The organism is Rhizobium sp. 01N48 (genome assembly GCF_056399145.1).
Map to the genome: position 1 here is coordinate 200,496 of NZ_JBFTQT010000004.1, position 18,661 is coordinate 219,156.

The 18,661-nt window shown below is 61.9% G+C and carries 16 protein-coding genes; 9 read left to right on the top strand and 7 right to left on the bottom strand.

Features of this window, described 5'->3' with window-relative positions; genetic code table 11:
* Positions 1-157 precede the first annotated feature (157 nt).
* The gene (locus AC1DOG_RS10205) at positions 158-790 is read left to right on the top strand and encodes an outer membrane protein (RefSeq protein ID WP_113008486.1); all 633 of its coding nucleotides are present in this window, start codon (positions 158-160) and stop codon (positions 788-790) included.
* An 80-nt stretch (positions 791-870) separates the two neighbouring features.
* On the opposite strand, the gene AC1DOG_RS10210 is transcribed toward AC1DOG_RS10205, so the two are convergent.
* Positions 871-1,710, bottom strand: a complete 840-nt coding sequence (locus AC1DOG_RS10210; RefSeq protein ID WP_289729458.1) for an oxidoreductase — start codon at positions 1,708-1,710, stop codon at positions 871-873.
* A gap of 107 nt (positions 1,711-1,817) precedes the next feature.
* On the opposite strand from AC1DOG_RS10210, the gene AC1DOG_RS10215 reads away from it, so the two are divergent.
* Positions 1,818-2,723 (top strand): LysR family transcriptional regulator, encoded by a 906-nt coding sequence (locus AC1DOG_RS10215; protein WP_477927759.1) that lies wholly within the window; start codon positions 1,818-1,820, stop codon positions 2,721-2,723.
* Here the strand turns inward: AC1DOG_RS10215 and AC1DOG_RS10220 are convergent.
* Together AC1DOG_RS10220 and AC1DOG_RS10225 are read right to left on the bottom strand one after the other, a co-directional pair.
* A complete protein-coding gene (locus AC1DOG_RS10220; RefSeq protein ID WP_477927761.1) occupies positions 2,714-3,310 on the bottom strand; it encodes a glutathione S-transferase family protein in 597 nt (198 codons plus the stop codon). The two genes, AC1DOG_RS10215 and AC1DOG_RS10220, sit on opposite strands and share 10 nt — an antisense overlap.
* Before the next feature lie 73 nt (positions 3,311-3,383).
* On the bottom strand, positions 3,384-4,256 hold the full coding sequence (locus AC1DOG_RS10225) for a 23S rRNA (adenine(2030)-N(6))-methyltransferase RlmJ (protein WP_477927763.1): 873 nt from the start codon (positions 4,254-4,256) through the stop codon (positions 3,384-3,386).
* A 16-nt stretch (positions 4,257-4,272) separates the two neighbouring features.
* Between AC1DOG_RS10225 and AC1DOG_RS10230 the strand changes: the two genes are divergently transcribed.
* From AC1DOG_RS10230 to AC1DOG_RS10240, 3 genes are all read left to right on the top strand, one after another.
* Positions 4,273-6,477: a molybdopterin-containing oxidoreductase family protein gene (locus AC1DOG_RS10230; protein ID WP_477927765.1), complete on the top strand. Its 2,205-nt coding sequence runs from the start codon at positions 4,273-4,275 to the stop codon at positions 6,475-6,477.
* The gene (locus AC1DOG_RS10235; protein WP_477927767.1) at positions 6,474-7,073 is read left to right on the top strand and encodes an NUDIX domain-containing protein; all 600 of its coding nucleotides are present in this window, start codon (positions 6,474-6,476) and stop codon (positions 7,071-7,073) included. Before AC1DOG_RS10230 ends, AC1DOG_RS10235 begins: the two co-directional genes overlap by 4 nt.
* A gap of 76 nt (positions 7,074-7,149) precedes the next feature.
* Positions 7,150-8,313 carry an alpha-D-ribose 1-methylphosphonate 5-triphosphate diphosphatase gene (locus AC1DOG_RS10240; RefSeq protein ID WP_477927769.1) on the top strand — a complete coding sequence of 388 codons (1,164 nt, stop codon included), beginning with the start codon at positions 7,150-7,152 and terminating at the stop codon, positions 8,311-8,313.
* A 65-nt stretch (positions 8,314-8,378) separates the two neighbouring features.
* On the opposite strand, the gene purN is transcribed toward AC1DOG_RS10240, so the two are convergent.
* Positions 8,379-9,053 carry a phosphoribosylglycinamide formyltransferase gene (gene purN, locus AC1DOG_RS10245; protein ID WP_477927771.1) on the bottom strand — a complete coding sequence of 225 codons (675 nt, stop codon included), beginning with the start codon at positions 9,051-9,053 and terminating at the stop codon, positions 8,379-8,381.
* The gene (gene purM / locus AC1DOG_RS10250; protein ID WP_112941291.1) at positions 9,050-10,123 is read right to left on the bottom strand and encodes a phosphoribosylformylglycinamidine cyclo-ligase; all 1,074 of its coding nucleotides are present in this window, start codon (positions 10,121-10,123) and stop codon (positions 9,050-9,052) included. Before purM ends, purN begins: the two co-directional genes overlap by 4 nt.
* 245 nt (positions 10,124-10,368) lie before the next feature.
* Here purM and AC1DOG_RS10255 point away from each other — a divergent pair, with 245 nt between their 5' ends.
* The 4 genes from AC1DOG_RS10255 (at position 10,369) to ppx (ending at position 16,007) form a co-directional block, all read left to right on the top strand.
* The gene (locus AC1DOG_RS10255; protein ID WP_477927773.1) at positions 10,369-11,490 is read left to right on the top strand and encodes an AI-2E family transporter; all 1,122 of its coding nucleotides are present in this window, start codon (positions 10,369-10,371) and stop codon (positions 11,488-11,490) included.
* Complete coding sequence (gene hdaA, locus AC1DOG_RS10260; RefSeq protein ID WP_113196833.1) at positions 11,487-12,200, top strand: DnaA regulatory inactivator HdaA; 714 nt, start codon at positions 11,487-11,489, stop codon at positions 12,198-12,200. Before AC1DOG_RS10255 ends, hdaA begins: the two co-directional genes overlap by 4 nt.
* A gap of 66 nt (positions 12,201-12,266) precedes the next feature.
* The gene (locus tag AC1DOG_RS10265) at positions 12,267-14,471 is read left to right on the top strand and encodes an RNA degradosome polyphosphate kinase (protein ID WP_018898708.1); all 2,205 of its coding nucleotides are present in this window, start codon (positions 12,267-12,269) and stop codon (positions 14,469-14,471) included.
* Between the two features lie 12 nt (positions 14,472-14,483).
* Positions 14,484-16,007 carry an exopolyphosphatase gene (gene ppx / locus AC1DOG_RS10270; protein WP_477927776.1) on the top strand — a complete coding sequence of 508 codons (1,524 nt, stop codon included), beginning with the start codon at positions 14,484-14,486 and terminating at the stop codon, positions 16,005-16,007.
* Between the two features lie 79 nt (positions 16,008-16,086).
* Here the strand turns inward: ppx and AC1DOG_RS10275 are convergent, their stop codons facing one another.
* On the bottom strand, positions 16,087-17,445 hold the full coding sequence (locus AC1DOG_RS10275; RefSeq protein WP_477927778.1) for an esterase-like activity of phytase family protein: 1,359 nt from the start codon (positions 17,443-17,445) through the stop codon (positions 16,087-16,089).
* A 45-nt stretch (positions 17,446-17,490) separates the two neighbouring features.
* Positions 17,491-18,561, bottom strand: a complete 1,071-nt coding sequence (locus AC1DOG_RS10280) for an adenylate/guanylate cyclase domain-containing protein (RefSeq protein WP_113008501.1) — start codon at positions 18,559-18,561, stop codon at positions 17,491-17,493.
* Between the last annotated feature and the right edge of the window lie 100 nt (positions 18,562-18,661).

The following is an 18,661-nucleotide window of genomic DNA, read 5'->3' on the forward strand; positions in this document are numbered from 1 at the left end:
CCACCCCTAAGCCACAATCAAATCACATTTTGGCTCTTCCAAATCCTCATTTGCGCATCAATTTCCCTCTCGATCCGAAAGGGACATGCGTAATTGCTCGCGAATGCTTCACGTTAACACAGTTGATGAAGGGCGCGGGTTCGATAAGGAGATGAGTATGCGTACGTTTATTGCTAGCCTGTTGGTTTCGACCGTTGCCCTCGGTGGCTTTTCCGCTGCTTACGCGGCCGATGCGATCGATCAGATCCCGGAAGCTCCGGTTGCCCAGAACGATGTAGCGCCTACCGGCAACTGGCAGGGCTTCTACCTCGGTGGCGCCGGCACCTACAACATGGGCGGCTTCGCTCACGACTATAACGCTCGCGCTTTCGGCGGCCAGATCTACAGCGGTTACAACTGGCAGCAGGGCCAGATCGTATACGGTGTCGAAGGTGACATCGGTTACTCCGGCGCTGACGGCGCTGTCGACGGCGGCACTGCCAAGAACGAAGTCAACGGCTCGATCCGCGGCCGTATCGGTTACGACCTGAACCCCTTCCTGCTCTATGGTACGGCTGGTCTGGCCGCCACCAAGAACAAGTTCAGCAACGCTGCTGGCTCTGACAGTGACAGCGCTCTGGGCTACACGGTCGGCGCCGGTGCCGAAGCCATGGTGACCAACAACATCACGGCTCGTATCGAATACCGCTACACCGACTACCAGAAGAACGACTTCAACGTCGGCGGCGCGAACATCTCGCGCGGCTATGACGAGCACAGCGTCAAGGTCGGTATCGGCATGAAGTTCTGATCAGCCGATCAGGGAAATGAAAAAAAGCCGGGGCATCGCTCCGGCTTTTTTGTTGCGTTTCGTTCGGTGGGGGGGCGGCGTCATTCCCCCTTGGGGAAGTCCGTCGACACCGCGAGTTCCCGCCATGCGGCCAGTTCCTCGGCAACGCTTGCGTTCTTCTTCTCGATCGCAGCCACCGTGTCGCTGCCGAAGGGCATGCGCAGCGGCGGATTGTCGGAATGCGCCAGCGTGATCATCGCCTTGGCGAAGCGGGCAGGGTCGCCTGGCTGCTGGTGGTTATGGCTGGCGGCAAAGTCGCGCATCGCTCCCACAGGTGTCTCGGCGTAATCGGCGATCGAGCTTGGGCTGACTGACAGCGAGGTTTCGTCGAGGAAGTCGGTGCGGAAGAAGCCGGGCTCGACGACCGTCGCCTTGATGCCGAGCGGCGCGACCTCTGCGGCAAGCGCTTCCGTCAGTCCTTCGACGGCGAACTTGGTCGAGCAATAGACGCCCCAGCCGGCATGTGAGACATAACCGCCGATCGACGAGATGTTGAGGATATGGCCGGAACGCTGGCGGCGCATATGCGGCAGCACCGCGCGCGTCACCTTCAGCAGGCCGAAGACATTGGCCGCGTAGAGCTTCTCGATCTCGTCGTTGGTCGCCTCTTCAACGGCACCCAGCAGGCCGAAGCCGGCATTGTTGAGCAGGATGTCGATCCGGCCGAAGCGCTTGACGGCCTGCTCGGCGGCGGCGTGCGCCGAGGCTTCATCCGTCACATCAAGCGCGACCGTCAACAGATTCGAATGATTCTGGAATTTTTCCTGCAGACCTTTCGGATTGCGCGCCGTGGCGACGACGGCATCGCCGGCATTGAGAGCTTCCTGGGTGATAAGGGCGCCGAAACCGCGCGACGCACCAGTGATGAACCAAACACGCATGACCTTTTCCTTTCGGGTTGTGATTTGCTGACACCCCGAAACTAGCCTATGCACATAGGTGAGAGAATTTACCTTCTTCTCCATGAGCTAGTGAGAAATACTCATCAATGAAGCGTGTACGCTCGACCGATCTCGCCATTTTTCTCGCCATCGCCAACCACCGAAGCTTTCGCAAGGCCGCCGTCGAACTCGCCGTCACGCCTTCGGCGCTGAGCCGCGCGCTGAGAGCGATCGAGGAGCGGCTGGAAGTCCGCCTCGTCAACCGCACCACTCGTGGCGTGGCGCTGACGGAGGCAGGCGAGCGCCTTTTCGATCGCATCCGCCCGGCCTTCCTCGATATCGATGCCGCACTTGATGATCTCGATACCTTCCGCGGCCAGCCCTACGGCAAGCTGCGCATTAACGCACCACGCGCCGCCGCCAAGCTCGTACTGCTGCCGATCGTCTCGCGTTTCCTGAAAGCTCATCCGTCCGTCGAGGTCGATATCGTCATCGACGATGCACTTATCGATATGGTCTCGTCAGGCTTCGATGCCGGCATACGCTTCGGCGAAAGCATCGCGGCGGATATGATCGCGATCCCGATCGGTCCGCGCCATAGCTTCGCCGTCGTCGGCACGCCGGGCTATTTCGAGGGCAGGGGCAGGCCGCAGACGCCGCATGATCTGAAAGACCACGTCTGCATCCGGTTCCGCTTTGCCGGCGGCGCCTTCTATCATTGGGAATTCGAGCGCGGCGGCATCGAGTTGGAGATCGAGGTGCGGGGCCCGCTGACGCTAGGCGATCAGGACATCATGCGCGACGCGGTGTTGCAGGGCGACGGGCTGGGCTATCTGTTCGAGGATCAGGTGCGTGACGAGATCGAGACCGGCAAATTGGTGCGGGTGCTTGAGGATTGGTGCCCCTATTATCCGGGCTTCTTCCTCTACTATCCGAGCCGCCGGCAACTGCCGACGGCGTTACGCGCCTTCATCGATTTCGTGAAAGCGGAGCGCGATCGTGCTCAGCCCTGAGGCTTGAGCTCCGCATAGGCAGGGAATTTCTTCTCGAAGGTCCGGAGCCAGCCGATCAGCTCCGAGTGCTCGGCCTCCCACTGGCCGTGGAAACGCAAATCGAGATAGCCGAGCGTTGCCGCCAGCGCGAAGTGGCCGCCATGCAGCTTCTTGCCGATCTTCGGCAGGTGGACACTCAGGTGATTGAGGCCGCTCACGACCTTCTTCCACTGCCGGTCGATCCAGGGCTGGTGGATCTTTTCCTCGTCGCGGAAGCGGCGCTCGTAGACGATGGCGAGCAGGCAGTCGCAGATGCCGTCGCAAAGCGCTTCCAACACTTCGGCTTCCGTCCGCTTGCCGTTCTTCGACGGATAGAGCTGCTTGCCCTTCAGTCGGCCGAAATAGTGCATGATCGCGACGCTGTCGAAGATGGAAACGCCGTCATCCGTGAGCACGGTCGGGATCTTTCCGAGCGGGTTGTTGTCGACGAGGATCGCCGGTCCGGCATTGGTATCGACGCGGATCTCGGTCGCATCCAGTTCGAGATAGCGCGCGGCCATCCGGACCTTGCTGGAATAGGGGGAGGCGGGCGCGCAAAGGATCTTCATCGTCGGTCTCTTTCAAAATGCCTGGCAACGGACTTGGAATGTGGCCAGACTATTTCGCGCCGGAAAGAGTCGGTCAATCCTCTTTCACGGCCTTGTTCTCGCCGCGCAGCCAGAACGCCCGGTGCGAGGCATAACGGTCCTGCGCCATGTGATCCCTGAGCGCCGGCAGCAGCTGGTGCAGCTCGTCCTTCAGCGTAAAGGGCGGGTTGACGATGATGAGCCCCGAGCCGGTCAGCCCGGTCACCATCCCGCGGTCGCTGCGCACGGTGAGCTCGGCGCAGAGCGTCTTCGGAATATCGAGCGCCTGCAGCGCCTCGTGAAATTCCTTGATCGGCGCACCCTTCTTGATCGGATACCAGAGGCAGTAGGTGCCGCCGGGAAAGCGGCGATAGGCCTTGGCGAGACCATCGACCAACCGCTCATACTCGCCGCCTTCCTCGAAGGGTGGATCGACAAGCACGATGCCGCGCTTTTCCTTCGGCGGCAGATGCGCGCCGAGCGACAGCCAGCCATCGAGCTCGGTGATGCGCGCGTGATGGTCGCCCTCGAACAGGCGATGCAGCCGCTGGAAATCCTCGGGATGCAGCTCCATCGCCGATAGCCGGTCTTGCGGACGGAACAGCATGCGCGAGAGCTTCGGCGAGCCGGGATAGTAGCGCATGCCGCCATCTGGATTGAGTTCGCGGATCGCGCTCAGATAGGGCTCGAGCAGTTCTGCCACCTGCGGCGAAAGCTCGGCCTCCATGATCTTGCCGATCCCTTCGCGCCATTCGCCGGTTTTCTGCGCCTCTTCCGAGGAGAGATCGTAGAGCCCGATGCCGGCATGCGTGTCGAGCACGCGGAAGCCCGCATCCTTCTTCTGCATGTAGCGGACGAGACGCGCGAGAACCGCGTGCTTCAGGACATCGGCAAAGTTGCCCGCATGGTAGATATGGCGGTAGTTCATTTTCGCTGATGCCTACATGAATTCGCGTGGGGGACGTCGTTTCCGGCTTTTGGCCGGTTTCCGGTTGGAATATAGAAACTCCATGAACATTGCGACCCCCATCGAAGCCAAATCCCCGAAGTCCTCAGTCCGGATCGGCCACACTGCCTGTCCGCATGACTGTCCCTCCACCTGCGCGCTGGAAGTGGAGGTCACGGACGATGGCAGGATCGGCCGCGTGCGCGGGGCAAACGACCACAGCTACACCTCGGGCGTCATCTGCGCCAAGGTCGCCCGATACGCCGAGCGTCTCTACCACCCCGACCGCCTGATGCACCCGCTGCGCCGCAAGGGCGCCAAGGGGGCAGGGCAGTGGCAGCAGATTTCCTGGGACGACGCGCTGGATGAAATCGCCGAAGCCTTCGTCAAAGCCGAGGCCAAGGATGGCAGCGAGGCGATCTGGCCCTATTACTACGCAGGCACCATGGGCTGGGTACAGCGCGACAGCATCGACCGCCTGCGTCACGCCAAGCGCTACTCCGGCTTCTTCTCATCGATCTGCACCAATCCGGCCTGGACCGGCTTCACCATGGCGACCGGCGTCCTCAGAGGCCCGGATCCACGCGAAATGGCGCGCACCGATTGCGTCGTCATCTGGGGCACCAATGCGGTCGCCACCCAGGTCAACGTCATGACCCACGCGATCAAGGCGCGCAAGGAACGCGGTGCCAAGATCGTCGTCATCGATATCTATGACAGCCCGACGATGAAGCAGGCCGATCTGGCGCTTATCCTCAAGCCGGGCACCGATGCGGCACTCGCCTGCGCCGCCATGCATATCGCCTTCCGCGACGGCTACGCCGATCGCCGCTATATGGCGAAATACGCAGACGATCCCACCGGCCTCGAAGCGCATCTGAAGACGAAGACGCCCGAGTGGGCTGCGGCCATCACCGGCCTTTCGGTCGATGAGATCGAAGCCTTCGGCAAGCTCGTCGGCACGACGAAAAAGACCTTCTTCCGCCTTGGCTACGGCTTCACGCGCCAGCGCAATGGCGCGGTCGCCATGCATGCGGCAGCCTCGGTCGCGACCGTTCTCGGCTCCTGGCAATATGAAGGCGGCGGCGCTTTCCATTCGAACAGCGACATCTTCCGCATGAACAACGCGGAACTGACCGGCAAGTCGATGAAGGATGCCGATATCCGCATGATCGACCAGTCCCAAATCGGTCGCGCGCTCACGGGCGATGCCGTGGCGCTCCGCCATCGCGGCCCCGTCACCGCCATGCTGATCCAGAACACCAACCCGGTGAACATTGCGCCCGAACAACGTTTGGTGAAGCGCGGTTTCGCCCGCGACGATCTCTTCGTCGCCGTCCACGAGCAGTTCATGACCGATACCGCCGAGATGGCCGATATCGTCATCCCCGCCACCATGTTCGTCGAGCATGACGATATCTATCGTGCCGGCGGCCAGAACCACATCCTGCTCGGCCCGAAGCTCGTCGAGCCGCCGGAGACGGTTCGCACCAATCTCTTCGTCATCGAGGAACTCGCCAAGCGCCTCGGCGTCGCCGATCGCCCGGGCTTCGGCTTCACGGCGCGCGAGATGATCGACCGCGTTCTCCAGTCGAGCGAGTTGCCGGGCTACGATCATTTCCTCGAGCACAAATGGTTCGATCGCCAGCCGGAATTCGACGACGCGCATTTCATCAACGGCTTCGCCCACCCCGACGGGCGTTTCCACTTCCGCCCCGACTGGCGCAACCAGCCGGCGCCGAACCGCCCGCCGGAAGCTGTCGGCCTGCTCGGCCCCTATCCGGAGCTGCCGCCGTTCCCGGATCAGGTCGACGTGATCGAAGTGGCCGATGCCGAGCACCCGTTCCGCCTCGCCACATCGCCCGCCCGCAACTTCCTCAATTCCAGCTTCGCCGAGACCAAGACCTCGCGGCAGAAGGAAGGGCGGCCGGAGCTGATGATCAATCCCGCCGATGCGGAAGCGCAGGATATCGCCCACGGCGATCTCGTCCAGGTCGGCAACGGCAGAGGCGAGGTGCGCCTGCACGCCAAGCTGACGACCGAGGTCAAGCCGGGCGTGCTGATTGCCGAGGGCCTGTGGCCGAACAAGGCGCATGTGGATGGCGAGGGCATCAACGTTTTGACCGGCGCCGACCCCGTCGCGCCTTATGGCGGCGCTGCCGTCCACGACAACAAGGTTTGGCTTCGCAAGGATGCAGCATGACGAAATTTGAAAAGGCGAAGGCTGAGATCATCCAGGAAAGGATGCTCTCGGATGGCTGGACGCGGCTCAGCACCTACGAGGTTGATTACACCAACTCCGACGGCGAAACGCACCGCATCCATCGCGAGATCTACCACCGCACCCCCGCCGCCACGATCCTGCTGCACGACCCCAAGCGCGACACCGTCGTCCTCGTCCGCCAGTTCCGTCTGCCCGTCTATCTCCACGGCGAGCCGGCCTGGATGCTGGAAACGCCGGCCGGCCTGCTCGACGGCGACGAGCCGGAAGCCGCCATCCGCCGCGAAGCCATCGAGGAAACCGGCTTCCGCGTCCGCGATGTCCGCTTCCTCTTCAAGGCCTACAGCTCCCCCGGCGCCAACGCCGAACTCGTCCACTTCTTCGCGGCCTCGATCGACACGGAAGATCGCGTCTCCGAAGGCGGTGGCTTGGCCGAGGAGCACGAGGATATCGAAGTCGTCGAAATCCCGCTCGACGAGGCGGTGCAGATGATCGCCAGCGGCGAGATCATCGACTTCAAGACGATCATTCTGCTGCAATGGGCGGCCCTGAACAGAGCTGCCTTGAATAAGCCCTGAGACGTTCATTCGCATGTCATGAATCGGGGCTATCGGCTCCGGCTTGTCATAATTGCCTGATATGAGGAGAAAGCCGATGTGGCTCAGCAATTTCACGATCGTTCTGCCGGATGAGGTCGTGAACAACGGCTCGGTTCGCATCGAGGATGGCGTCATCGCCGAGATCCGCCCTGAGACGGTCGCCAATGCCGCAATCGATGGCGAAGGCCGCCTGCTGATGCCAGGGTTCGTCGATCTCCACGGCGACATGATCGAGCGCGAGATCGCGCCGCGCCCCAACGCGATGATGCCGATCGGCTTTTCCATCCACGAACTCGACAAGAAGCTCGCCGCCCACGGCGTGACGACTGCTTACGCCGCCGTCTCCTTCGCGACCGAAAGCGTCTACGGCCATGTCCGCTCGCTGGAAACCACCTGCGCCGTCATCGAGGGTGTCAGCCGCTTCAAGGATAGCCTCCTGATCGACCACCGCGTCCACGCGCGCTATGAGATCACCAATGTCGGTGCGGCCCCTGCGCTCGAAAAGCTGCTGGATGCCGGCCATGTCGACATGGTCTCCCTGACTGACCATACGCCGGGGCAGGGCCAGTACAACGACATCCAGAGCTATATTCTGAGCATGGCCGAGCGCCGCGCCATCTCCGAGGAAATGGCTGCCGAGATGGTCGCCAAGCGCATCGCCATGCGCGACAATCCCGAGATCGAGACCAGGCTTCGCCACATCGTCGACCTGTCGCTGCGCCACAAGCTGTCGCTTGCCTCGCATGACGACGACAGCGCCGAGAAGGTGGCTGAAATGCATGCGATGGGCGTCACGATCAGCGAATTCCCGGTCACGCTGCCGGCCGCCGAGGAAGCGCGCCGTCGCGGCCTCTGGACGCTGATGGGCGCGCCGAATGCGCTGCGCGGCCAGTCGATGTCGGGCAATCTGAGCGCGCTCGATGCCGCCCGCGCCGGCGTCCTCTCCGTCATCGCCGCCGATTATCATCCGGCAGCCTTCGTCCCCGGCATCTTCAAGATCGCCGAGGCCACGAACCTGCCGACCGCTGTCGCCATGGCAACAAAGAACGCCGCCCGCTCCGCCGGCCTCACCGACCGCGGCGAAATCGCCATCGGCCAGCGCGCTGATTTGGTTGTCGTCGAAGCCGGCGACATCCACCGCATCCGCGCCACCTTCCGCGGCGGCCGCTTCGTCTACAGCGACGGCACGCTGCATCAGCCACGGGCGATTGCGGCGTAAGGGGTGGCTGAAAAGATTTGGGCCCGATAACGGGCCCAATTTCATATGCGAATTTGCTTCTCTAGTTAGGCTTTGGTGCCGATGAGCGAGATAACCTTGCCGTCTGCGGCCGACGCTGCACTGTCACCAATGCTAACAGCCTTGCCACCTTCCATCCGCACCTTGCCCTCAGCAAACAGCCTCAGCGCTTGCGGATAAATCTTGTGCTCGACCGTCAATACACGCCCCGCCAGCGTGTCGGCCGTGTCGTCGGAGAGTACCGGCACAGCCGCCTGGCCGATGACCGGGCCCTCATCCATGCCCTCGGTCACGAAATGCACCGTGCAGCCGGCGATCCGCATGCCGGCGTCGATGGCGCGCTGGTGCGTGTGCAGGCCGGGGAACAGCGGCAGCAGGGAAGGGTGGATGTTGATCATCTTCCCCTCGTAGCGCTGGATGAATGTGCCGCTCAGGAGTCGCATATAGCCCGCGAGGCAGAGAATGTCGGGCGACAGAGCGTCGAGGGCGGCGAAGATCGCTTCCTCATGCGCTTCCTTGCTGGCGTAGTCCTTGCGCGGAAAGGCGAAGGTCGCAATGCTCTCGGCGGCCGCCTTGGCAAGGCCACCGGCATCCGGCTTGTCGGAGATCACGCCGACGATTTCGGCCGGGAAGTCCGGAGCCTTCGCGGCGGCGACGAGCGCCATCATGTTGGAGCCGCCGCCGGAGATGAAGACGACGACGCGTTTGCGCGGAGACGTCATATGGCGAGCGTGCCCTTGTAGAGCGTGCCGTGCGCACCCTCGGCGCGGGCAATCATCCGGCCGAGCCGCACGACGCTTTCGCCTTGCGCTTCCAGAGCCGAAATCACGGTGTCGGCATTCTCGGCGGAGACGACGGCGATCATGCCGATGCCGCAGTTGAAGGTGCGCAGCATTTCGTTTGCTTCGACGCCGCCGGTCTTCGACAGCCAGGAAAACACGGCCGGAACCTTGACGGCGGCAAGATCGATCTCGGCAGCGAGGTGCTTGGGCAGAACGCGCGGAATATTCTCGGGGAAACCGCCGCCGGTGATGTGCGCCAGCGCTTTGATTGCGCCGGTCTCGCGGATGACGCTGAGGAGCTGCTTCACATAGATGCGGGTCGGGGTCAGCAAGGCTTCGCCGAGCGTCTTGCCATCAGCAAACGGTGCCGGCGCGTCCCAGGCGAGGCCGGAAATGCCGACGATCTTGCGCACCAGCGAGAAGCCGTTGGAGTGAACGCCCGAGGAAGCGAGGCCGAGGATGACGTCGCCTTCGCCGATATCGCCCGAAGGCAGCAGCTTGCCGCGCTCGGCAGCACCGACGGCAAAGCCGGCCAGATCGTAGTCGCCGGAGGAATACATGCCCGGCATCTCGGCGGTCTCGCCGCCGATCAGCGCACAGCCCGCGTCGCGGCAGCCGGCGGCGATGCCTTCGACGATCGCCGCGCCCTGGTCAGGATCGAGCTTGCCGGTTGCGAAGTAGTCGAGGAAGAACAGCGGCTCGGCGCCCTGGACCACGAGATCGTTGACGCACATGGCAACGAGGTCGATGCCGACGGTGTCATGATAGTCGGCGTCGATCGCGATCTTCAGCTTGGTGCCGACGCCATCATTGGCGGCAACCAGAACCGGATCGGTGAAGCCCGCTGCCTTGAGGTCGAATAGGCCACCGAAGCCGCCGATTTCGCCATCGGCGCCGGGGCGGCGGGTCGAGCGTACGGCGGGCTTGATCTTTTCGACGAGAAGGTTGCCAGCGTCGATATCCACGCCTGCATCGCTATAGGTGAGACCGTTTTTTCCGGACTGGCTCATACTGCTCTCCGATGGCTGTCGTCGGGCGGGAAATATCCCCGCGTCACATGCGGGTCGCAATTGCATGACAGGGGGCTTTATGCAAGGCGTTGCGTGGCAAAAGCCCCAATTTCCCGCTCTTTTGAACGGAGCTTCTGGGAAATTGGACGCTGGGGTTGACCATTCTCGCGGGTGCATCCTATGTGGCTCGCAGGCCGTATCGCTGCGATGCGGCAAGTACCGACGTTCGATCAGCGGAGAACATGATGCCACACCAGGTTAGCGGCGCCGGTCTGAAGCGCCAGGTTATCTTCTGGCTGTTCGTGCTTGCCGCCTTCATCGCCTTCCTCCTGGTGTTCAGCTCCATCCTGCTGCCGTTCCTGGCCGGCATGGCGATCGCCTATTTCCTCGACCCGGTCGCCGATCGGCTGGAGAGGCTCGGCCTCAGCCGCCTGATGGCGACCATCGTCATCCTGATCGCCTTCGTCGTGCYGATCGTGCTCGCGCTGATGATCCTGATCCCGATCCTCGCAAGCCAGTTCGCCGATTTCGCCGGCCGCCTGCCTGGTTATATCGATCAGCTGCAGACCTTCATCGCCAAGCAGCAGAACTCGATGCTGCCGGATTGGATCAAGAACCAGCTCGGCACCATCAAGAACAATTTCTCCGAAATCCTGTCTCAGGGCTTCGGCCTGCTCACCGGGCTGTTCAGCCAGGTCTGGAGCTCCGGCCTTGCTGTCGTCAATGTCATCTCGCTGATGGTCGTGACACCCGTTGTCTCCTTCTACATGCTGCTCGATTGGGACCGCATGGTCGCCAATATCGACAAGTATGTCCCCCGTGATTATGTCGCCAACGTTCATCAGATCATGAGCGAGATCGATGATGCGATCGCCGGCTTCATTCGCGGGCAAGGGTCTCTCTGCCTGATCCTCGGCATCTGGTATGCGGTCGGCCTCTCGCTGGTCGGGCTGAATTTCGGCCTGCTGATCGGTCTCTTCGCCGGCATGATCAGCTTCATCCCCTATGTCGGCTCCATGGTCGGTCTGATCCTGGCGGTGGGTGTCGCGATCGTGCAGTTCTGGCCTGACTATATCTGGGTCGGCGCGGTCCTTGCGGTCTTCTTCAGCGGCCAGTTCATGGAAGGCAACATCCTGCAGCCGAAGCTCGTCGGCCACAGCGTTGGCCTGCATCCGGTCTGGCTGATGTTCGCGCTTTTTGCTTTCGGCGCGCTGTTCGGCTTCGTCGGACTGCTCGTTGCAGTGCCGGCCGCTGCTGCCGTCGGTGTCCTTGTTCGCTTTGCGCTTTCACGGTATCTTGAGAGCGACCTGTATGCGGGCGAGGCGAAGGCCACCCCGGTACGGAAGACAAAAGCTGGCCCGAAATGACTGACGTGAAAAACGCTGACTCAAGGCGCAAGCCCGTGGAGCAGCTCCCCTTGGCCTTTTCTCATGATGCCGCGACCGGTCGTGACGATCTCCTGATCTCCGAGCGGCTGGCGGCGGCTGTCGAGATCGTCGATGCCTGGCCGAACTGGCCGTCGCCCGTCGTTATCCTTGCCGGCCCCGTCGGATCGGGCAAGTCGCACCTCGCCAATATCTGGAAGGATCACAGCGGCGCCACGCTGATCCATCCGAAGGTCGGCGCCAATGCCGCCGTCGATGCTGCCAACGGCCCCGTCTTGTTTGAGGATGTCGATCGTCTCGGCTTTGACGACACCGAACTGTTTCACGTCATCAACAGCGTGCGCGAAAACGGCCACAGCCTGCTGATGACCAGCCGTCTCTGGCCGATGTCCTGGCCGGTCGAGCTGGCCGATCTGCGCTCTCGCCTGAAGGCCGCGACCGTCGTCGAGATCGGCGAGCCGGACGAGGAACTGCTGTCGCAGGTCATCGTCAAGCTGTTTGCCGATCGCCAGCTTTATATAGATGACAAACTGGTGCTCTATATTGTCGTCAGGATGGAGCGATCGCTGAACGCAGCGCAGACGATCGTCGAGCGGCTTGACCGATTGGCGCTCTCAAGAGGCACCAAGATCACGCGCGCGCTCGCCGCTGAAGTGTTGAATGAATTGGGCAATTCCGATCCGGCTGATTGACTGTCACAGTTCCGTCGTGAAACTGATATATTCGGCTTGGCGCAATAATGAGGGGACAATCGAACGATGGATAGTGCAGTCGCGGGAAACCAGGAAACGGCTCCCGAAACCAAGGCGAACGTTCCGCCGCTTGAAGAACTGCTTTCCAGCCCCGAGCGCTTCATCAACCGCGAATTTTCCTGGCTGCAGTTCAATCGCCGCGTTCTCGAGGAGACGCTGAACACCGAGCACCCGCTGCTTGAGCGCGTTCGCTTCCTGTCGATCTCAGCTGCTAACCTCGATGAATTCTTCATGGTCCGCGTTGCAGGTCTTGAAGCGCAGGTGCGCCAGAACATCGTTGTGCGTACGCCTGACGGTAAAACGCCGGCCGAACAGCTCGAATCCATCCTGCAGGAAATCGACAATCTGCAGATGGAGCAGCAGGCCTCGCTGGCCGTGCTGCAGCAGTATCTCGCCAAGGAAGACATCCTGATTGTGCGCCCCGGCGCGCTCAGCGAAACCGATCGCAACTGGCTCGCCACCGAATTCGAGCAGGCGATCTTCCCGGTTCTGACGCCGCTCTCGATCGACCCGGCACATCCGTTCCCCTTCATCCCCAATCTCGGCTTTTCGATCGGTCTGCAGCTGGTCAGCAAGAATGGCCGCGAGCCGATGACGGCGTTGCTCCGCCTGCCGCCGGCGCTCGATCGTTTCGTGCGCCTGCCCGATGATGGCAACACGATCCGCTACATCACGCTTGAGGACGTCGCCAATATCTTCATCTACCGGCTCTACCCGGGCTATGAGGTGCAGGGTTCCGGTACGTTCCGCATCATCCGCGACAGCGATATCGAAGTTGAAGAAGAAGCCGAAGATCTCGTCCGCTTCTTCGAAACCGCCCTGAAGCGCCGCCGCCGCGGTTCGGTGATCCGCCTCGAAACCGATTCCGAAATGCCGGCGTCGCTCCGTCAGTTCGTGGTCCAGGCGACCAACGTGCCCGATAATCGCGTGGCCGTTCTGCCGGGCCTGCTGGCGCTGAATACGCTGTCCGAGATCACCAAGGCGCCGCGCGACGACCTGCGCTTCCCCTCCTACAACGCGCGATTTCCCGAACGCGTCCGCGAACACGCCGGCGATTGCTTCGCCGCCATCCGCGAAAAGGACATGGTGGTTCACCACCCCTACGAGTCCTTCGACGTGGTGGTCCAGTTTCTGCTCCAGGCTGCGCGCGATCCTGACGTCCTGGCGATAAAGCAGACGCTCTACCGCACCTCCAACGACAGCCCGATCGTCCGCGCGCTGATTGATGCGGCCGAATCCGGCAAGTCGGTCACGGCGCTGGTCGAGCTTAAGGCGCGTTTCGACGAGGAAGCCAACATCCGCTGGGCGCGCGACCTCGAACGCGCCGGCGTGCAGGTGGTCTTCGGCTTCATCGAATTGAAGACCCACTCGAAGATGTCGCTGGTCGTCCGCCGCGAAGAGGGCAAGCTGCGCAGCTACTGCCATCTCGGCACCGGAAACTATCACCCGATCACCGCGAAGATTTATACCGACCTGTCGTTCTTCACCTGCAATCCGGTGATCGCCCACGACATGGCCAACATCTTCAACTTCATCACTGGCTATGGCGAGCCGGAGGAGAGCATGAAGCTCGCCGTCTCGCCCTATACGCTGCGCTCGCGCATCCTTCGCCACATCAACGAAGAGATCAAGCACGCCAAGAACGGCGCGCCGGCGGCCATCTGGATGAAGATGAACTCGCTCGTCGATCCCGAAATCATCGACGCGCTCTATACGGCGAGCCACGCCGGCGTCGAGATCGATCTCGTCATTCGCGGCATCTGCTGCCTGCGCCCGCAGGTGCCCGGCCTGTCGGAAAACATCCGCGTCAAGTCGATCGTCGGCCGCTTCCTCGAGCACAGCCGCATCTTCTGCTTCGGTAACGGCCACGGCCTGCCGTCGGATAAGGCGCTGGTCTATATCGGCTCCGCCGACATGATGCCGAGAAACCTCGATCGCCGCGTGGAAACGCTGGTTCCGCTGATCAATCCGACCGTGCACGAGCAGGTTTTGTCACAGATCATGCTGGGCAACCTCATTGACAATCAACAAAGCTACGAGATATTGGCCGACGGGACGTCAAGGCGCATGGAGGTGCGCAAGGGCGAGGAGCCGTTCAACGCGCAACAGTATTTCATGACCAATCCCAGCCTTTCGGGCCGTGGTGAAGCGTTGAAATCCAGTGCGCCAAAGCTGATCGCCGGCCTTCTTTCCGGCCGCACGAAACGATAAAACTGGACCTGCATGGTTGAATCAGAAGCCCAGGGGCGCCTTCCAGGGATTGCCCCGGTCTCCGTTGTCGATATCGGGTCGAACTCGATCCGTGTGGTCATCTATGAAGGCTTGTCGAGATCGCCCACGATCCTTTTCAACGAAAAGGTTCTCTGCGGTCTCGGTAAGGGCATAGCGCTCACAGGCAAGATGGACGAGGCCAGCGTCGAACGTGCGCTTTCCGCTCTGCATCGCTTCAAGGCGCTGTCCGATCAGGCGCGTGCGGCCACCATGTACGTGCTGGCGACGGCTGCGGCCCGCGAGGCCTCGAATGGCCCGGATTTCATCCATCGCGCCGAAACCATCCTGCAGCGCAAGGTGCGCGTTCTGTCTGGTGAAGAGGAAGCCAAGTTCTCCGCGCTCGGCATCGTCAGCGGCTTCTACACGCCGGATGGTATCGCCGGTGACCTCGGCGGCGGCTCTCTCGAGCTGATCGACATCAAGGGCAAGGAACTCGGGCAGGGCGTGACGCTGCCGCTCGGCGGCCTGCGCCTGTCGGAATATGCCGGCGGCTCGATGGAGAAAGCCCGCACCTTCGCCCGCAAGCACGTGAAGACCATCTCCAAGCTTCTGGCCCAGGGCGAGGGGCGCACGTTCTACGCTGTCGGCGGCACCTGGCGAAACATCGCCAAGCTGCACATGGAGATGACCAACTATCCGCTGCACATGATGCAGGGCTACGAAATTTCGCTCGAGCAGATGATGCAGTTTCTCGATCAGGTCGATGCCGCGAGAGACTCCAAGGATCCCGCCTGGATGGCGGTTTCGAAGTATCGCCGCGCATTGCTGCCCTTCGGCGCCATTGCGATGAAGGAAGTGCTGAGTGTCATGAAGCCCTCGGTGATTTCCTTCTCCGGTCAGGGCGTGCGTGAGGGTTATCTGTACTCGCTCCTCTCCGAAAGCGAACGTCGCGCCGACCCGCTGCTGGAAGCGGCTCGCGAACTGGCGATCCTGCGTGCCCGCTCGCCGGAGCACGCCCGCGAGCTCTCGGAATGGACCGGCCGGATGATGCCGTTCTTCGATATCTTGGAGACGCCGGAGGAAGCCCGCTATCGCCAGGCCGCCTGCCTGCTCGCCGACATCAGCTGGCGCGCCCATCCCGATTATCGCGGCCTGCAGGCGCTTAATATCATCGCTCACACGTCCTTCGTCGGCATCAGCCATCCCGGCCGCGCCTTCATCGCGCTTGCAAATTACTACCGCTTCGAGGGCCTGCACGACGACGGCGCGACCAGCCCGCTGGCAACGATCGCGACGCCGCAATATGTCGAGCGCGCCAAGCTGCTCGGCGGCATGCTGCGCGTCGTCTACCTGTTCTCGGCCTCGATGCCCGGCATCGTCCGCAATCTGACCTTCCGCAAGTCCAACGATCCCGATCTCGACCTCGAATTCGTCGTGCCCTCGGAATATCGCGATTTCGCCGGCGAGCGCCTCGATGGCCGCCTGCAGCAGCTTGCAAAGCTCACCAACAAGCGCCTGGCCTTCCGCTTCGAATAGCGCTCCGCCGCTCAATCCCATACCAAACAAAACGGCCCCCGCTATTTCGAACGGGGGCCGTCTTGATTTCTAACGCTGCTTACTTGGCGTTCAGCAGTTCGCCGACTTCAAGCAGGCTGAACTCGTTGTCGTCAGCCTTGTCGACGGCGCGGCCGGCCGAGAAGGGCAGGTTGTTGTCGTTGCCGACCACGATGTGGGTGGCATCGACGCGGTCGACGTTTTCGATCGTCACGAACGGCATGTCGTAGACGCCATCCTTGGTGCCGGCCTTCTTCTTGTTCTCAGGGTCCTTGATGTCGAGAAGGTCGATATAGCCGATCTTGCGTACGGCGCCGTTTACGTTGGCGTCGTTGAACTCGATCTTGTAGATGCGCTTCAACTCGGCGGGAGCCTCGAAGCAATCGGCCTTCGGCTGCTTGGGATCGGCGCAGGCCTTGTCCTTGCTGCCGGCGCCGTTGTCACGCTCGATCACCAGCGCGGTGGTGTCGTCGAGCATGTTGAAGTCGCCGATCGCAATGCCCTTTTCTTCCAGCGGGTAGAGCCAGCTGCGGCCGGTCCAGTTCTTGGCCGCCGTGTCGAACTCAACGATGCGCAGGCCCGTGCGGCCATCGACCGCCTCGACCTTGCCGTCGTCCTGGAAGAGCGGGCCTTCGAGCAGGCCGTAGAGCTTGCTGCCATCCTTGGACATCGCAAGGCCTTCGAAGCCGCCGGAACGCTTCACGGTGAATGCGGGCATCTTGGCAACCGGGTTTGCCGGAACCGACAGCGTCGGGTGGTCGGGCGACAGCACCGGCTTGCCGTTGACGACGGTAGAAACGACGTCGGTCAGCTTGCCCTCGGTGTCGAACTTCAGGATGTAAGGCCCGAACTCTTCGCCGATCCAGAAACCGTCGGCGACGGGCTGGATGGACTCGATGTCGAAATCAGCGCCTGTGAGGTAGCGCTTCTCGGCACCTTCAAGCACGATCGGGAAGGGCGCCTTCTTGTCGGGATCGGACAGGAACAGGTTCTTGACGACCTCGACCTTGCCGGTGGCCCAATCGAACTTGACCTGATGCAGGAAAAGCATGGCGTCGCTGGAGTTGGCCTTCGAACCGAAGCCGTTGTCGGACAGCGTCCAGAACGTACCGTCTTCCATGGTCTTGATGCCGGAGAAGCCCTGGATCGGCTGTCCATCGAAGGGAAGCTTGAGGTCGGTCACGCGCGCGCCGTCCTTGCCCGGAACGGTGCCGAGCGCCTCGGTGCGCTTGCGATCCGGCGTCGTGAACTTGCCGGAGTGCTTGAGGAACTCAGGTGCATCGGCAGGAGCCGGCACCATGGTGTTCGCCGGCAGGATAGCCTGGCCGGCGAGCTTTGCGGGAAACTGCTGCTGGTCGGCCATGGCCGAACCGGCGATCAAAAGAACAAATGAAACAGAAGCAAGAAGAGCATTTTTCATCGAAACCCCCATGTACTAGAATGCGGGCTTCGATTAGCAGGCCTCTTATGTCGGCGCTTTGACACCCGCGTGAAGCTTTGGTGACGCTATGCGGTCGTCCGCCTTGACGAGCGAGATCACGCCGAGGCTCTGTCCGCGTCCCTTGACCGCATGCTGGCCGAGATCCTCCGCCACCACCTTGGCCGGCAGTTGGATCCGCTGGGCGAGGTCGGTCGAGATCAGTACCGAGCGGTTCAGTGTCTTGCAGAGCGATTCAAGCCGCGACGCGGTGTTGATCGTATCGCCGAAATAGGTGATCTTGTGATGGTCGACGCCGATTTCCGCGGTGATGATGCTGCCGCCATGCAGCGCCGCGCGCAACCTCGGCACCTGCCCATAGGTCGTCAGCCAGCTCTCGGCATCCGCCTCGATCGCATTGATGATGTCGAAGATGCAGTTGACGCATCGCGCGAATTTGACGCCGCGGTCCAGCGGCCAGGTAATGATGGCGGCATCGCCGACATAATCGACGATCGTTCCCTTGTACTTGCGCACCGGCTCGGCAAAGGCGGCAAACAGCGAGCTCAGCATCTGCTGGGCGCGCAAATCGCCATGCTTCTCCGCGAAGGTCGTCGAATCGACGAGGTCGATGAAGAGAAATACCCGCTCTTCGCTGACCGGCTTGCGGTAGCGGCTTATGAGCATGCTGGTGAACACCTCACGGCCAAGCAACTCGCGAACTCTGAGAACGAAGATCATCAGCGAGCAAACGGCAAGCGCATAGAGAAAAGCGTTGAACGGCAGCACCACCATGTCGACCCAGGAATGGGGGATGACAATGCCGGTTCCCCACAAAGAGAGGCCTGCGGCTGCGAAGCCGATGCTCATCAGCACTTCGTAGATGAAAAGCTCGGCGAGGAAGAAGGTGAGCGTTGGCAGCGCCTCGACCCGGTTGCGCAGTCCGCGAAAAATCACTTTTCGCTCAAACGCGATGATCGGCATGCCCATGCAAAGCGCGAAGACGGCGCCGACGAGCGGCCGGCTGTCCTGGAAGAACATGACGCTGTAGAGCACGCCGCTTCCCGCCATGACGAGCATGATCAGAAGCCAGTTCTGGACTGGAGATACTTCTCTCATAAGGGTCTTTTCGTTCAGCCTTGGCCAGCGTGCGTCTGAAGCAATGTAGGCGCGCGAAAGCCCTTTCGGAAGGGGACAGGAAGTCCCTACCGAAAAGATT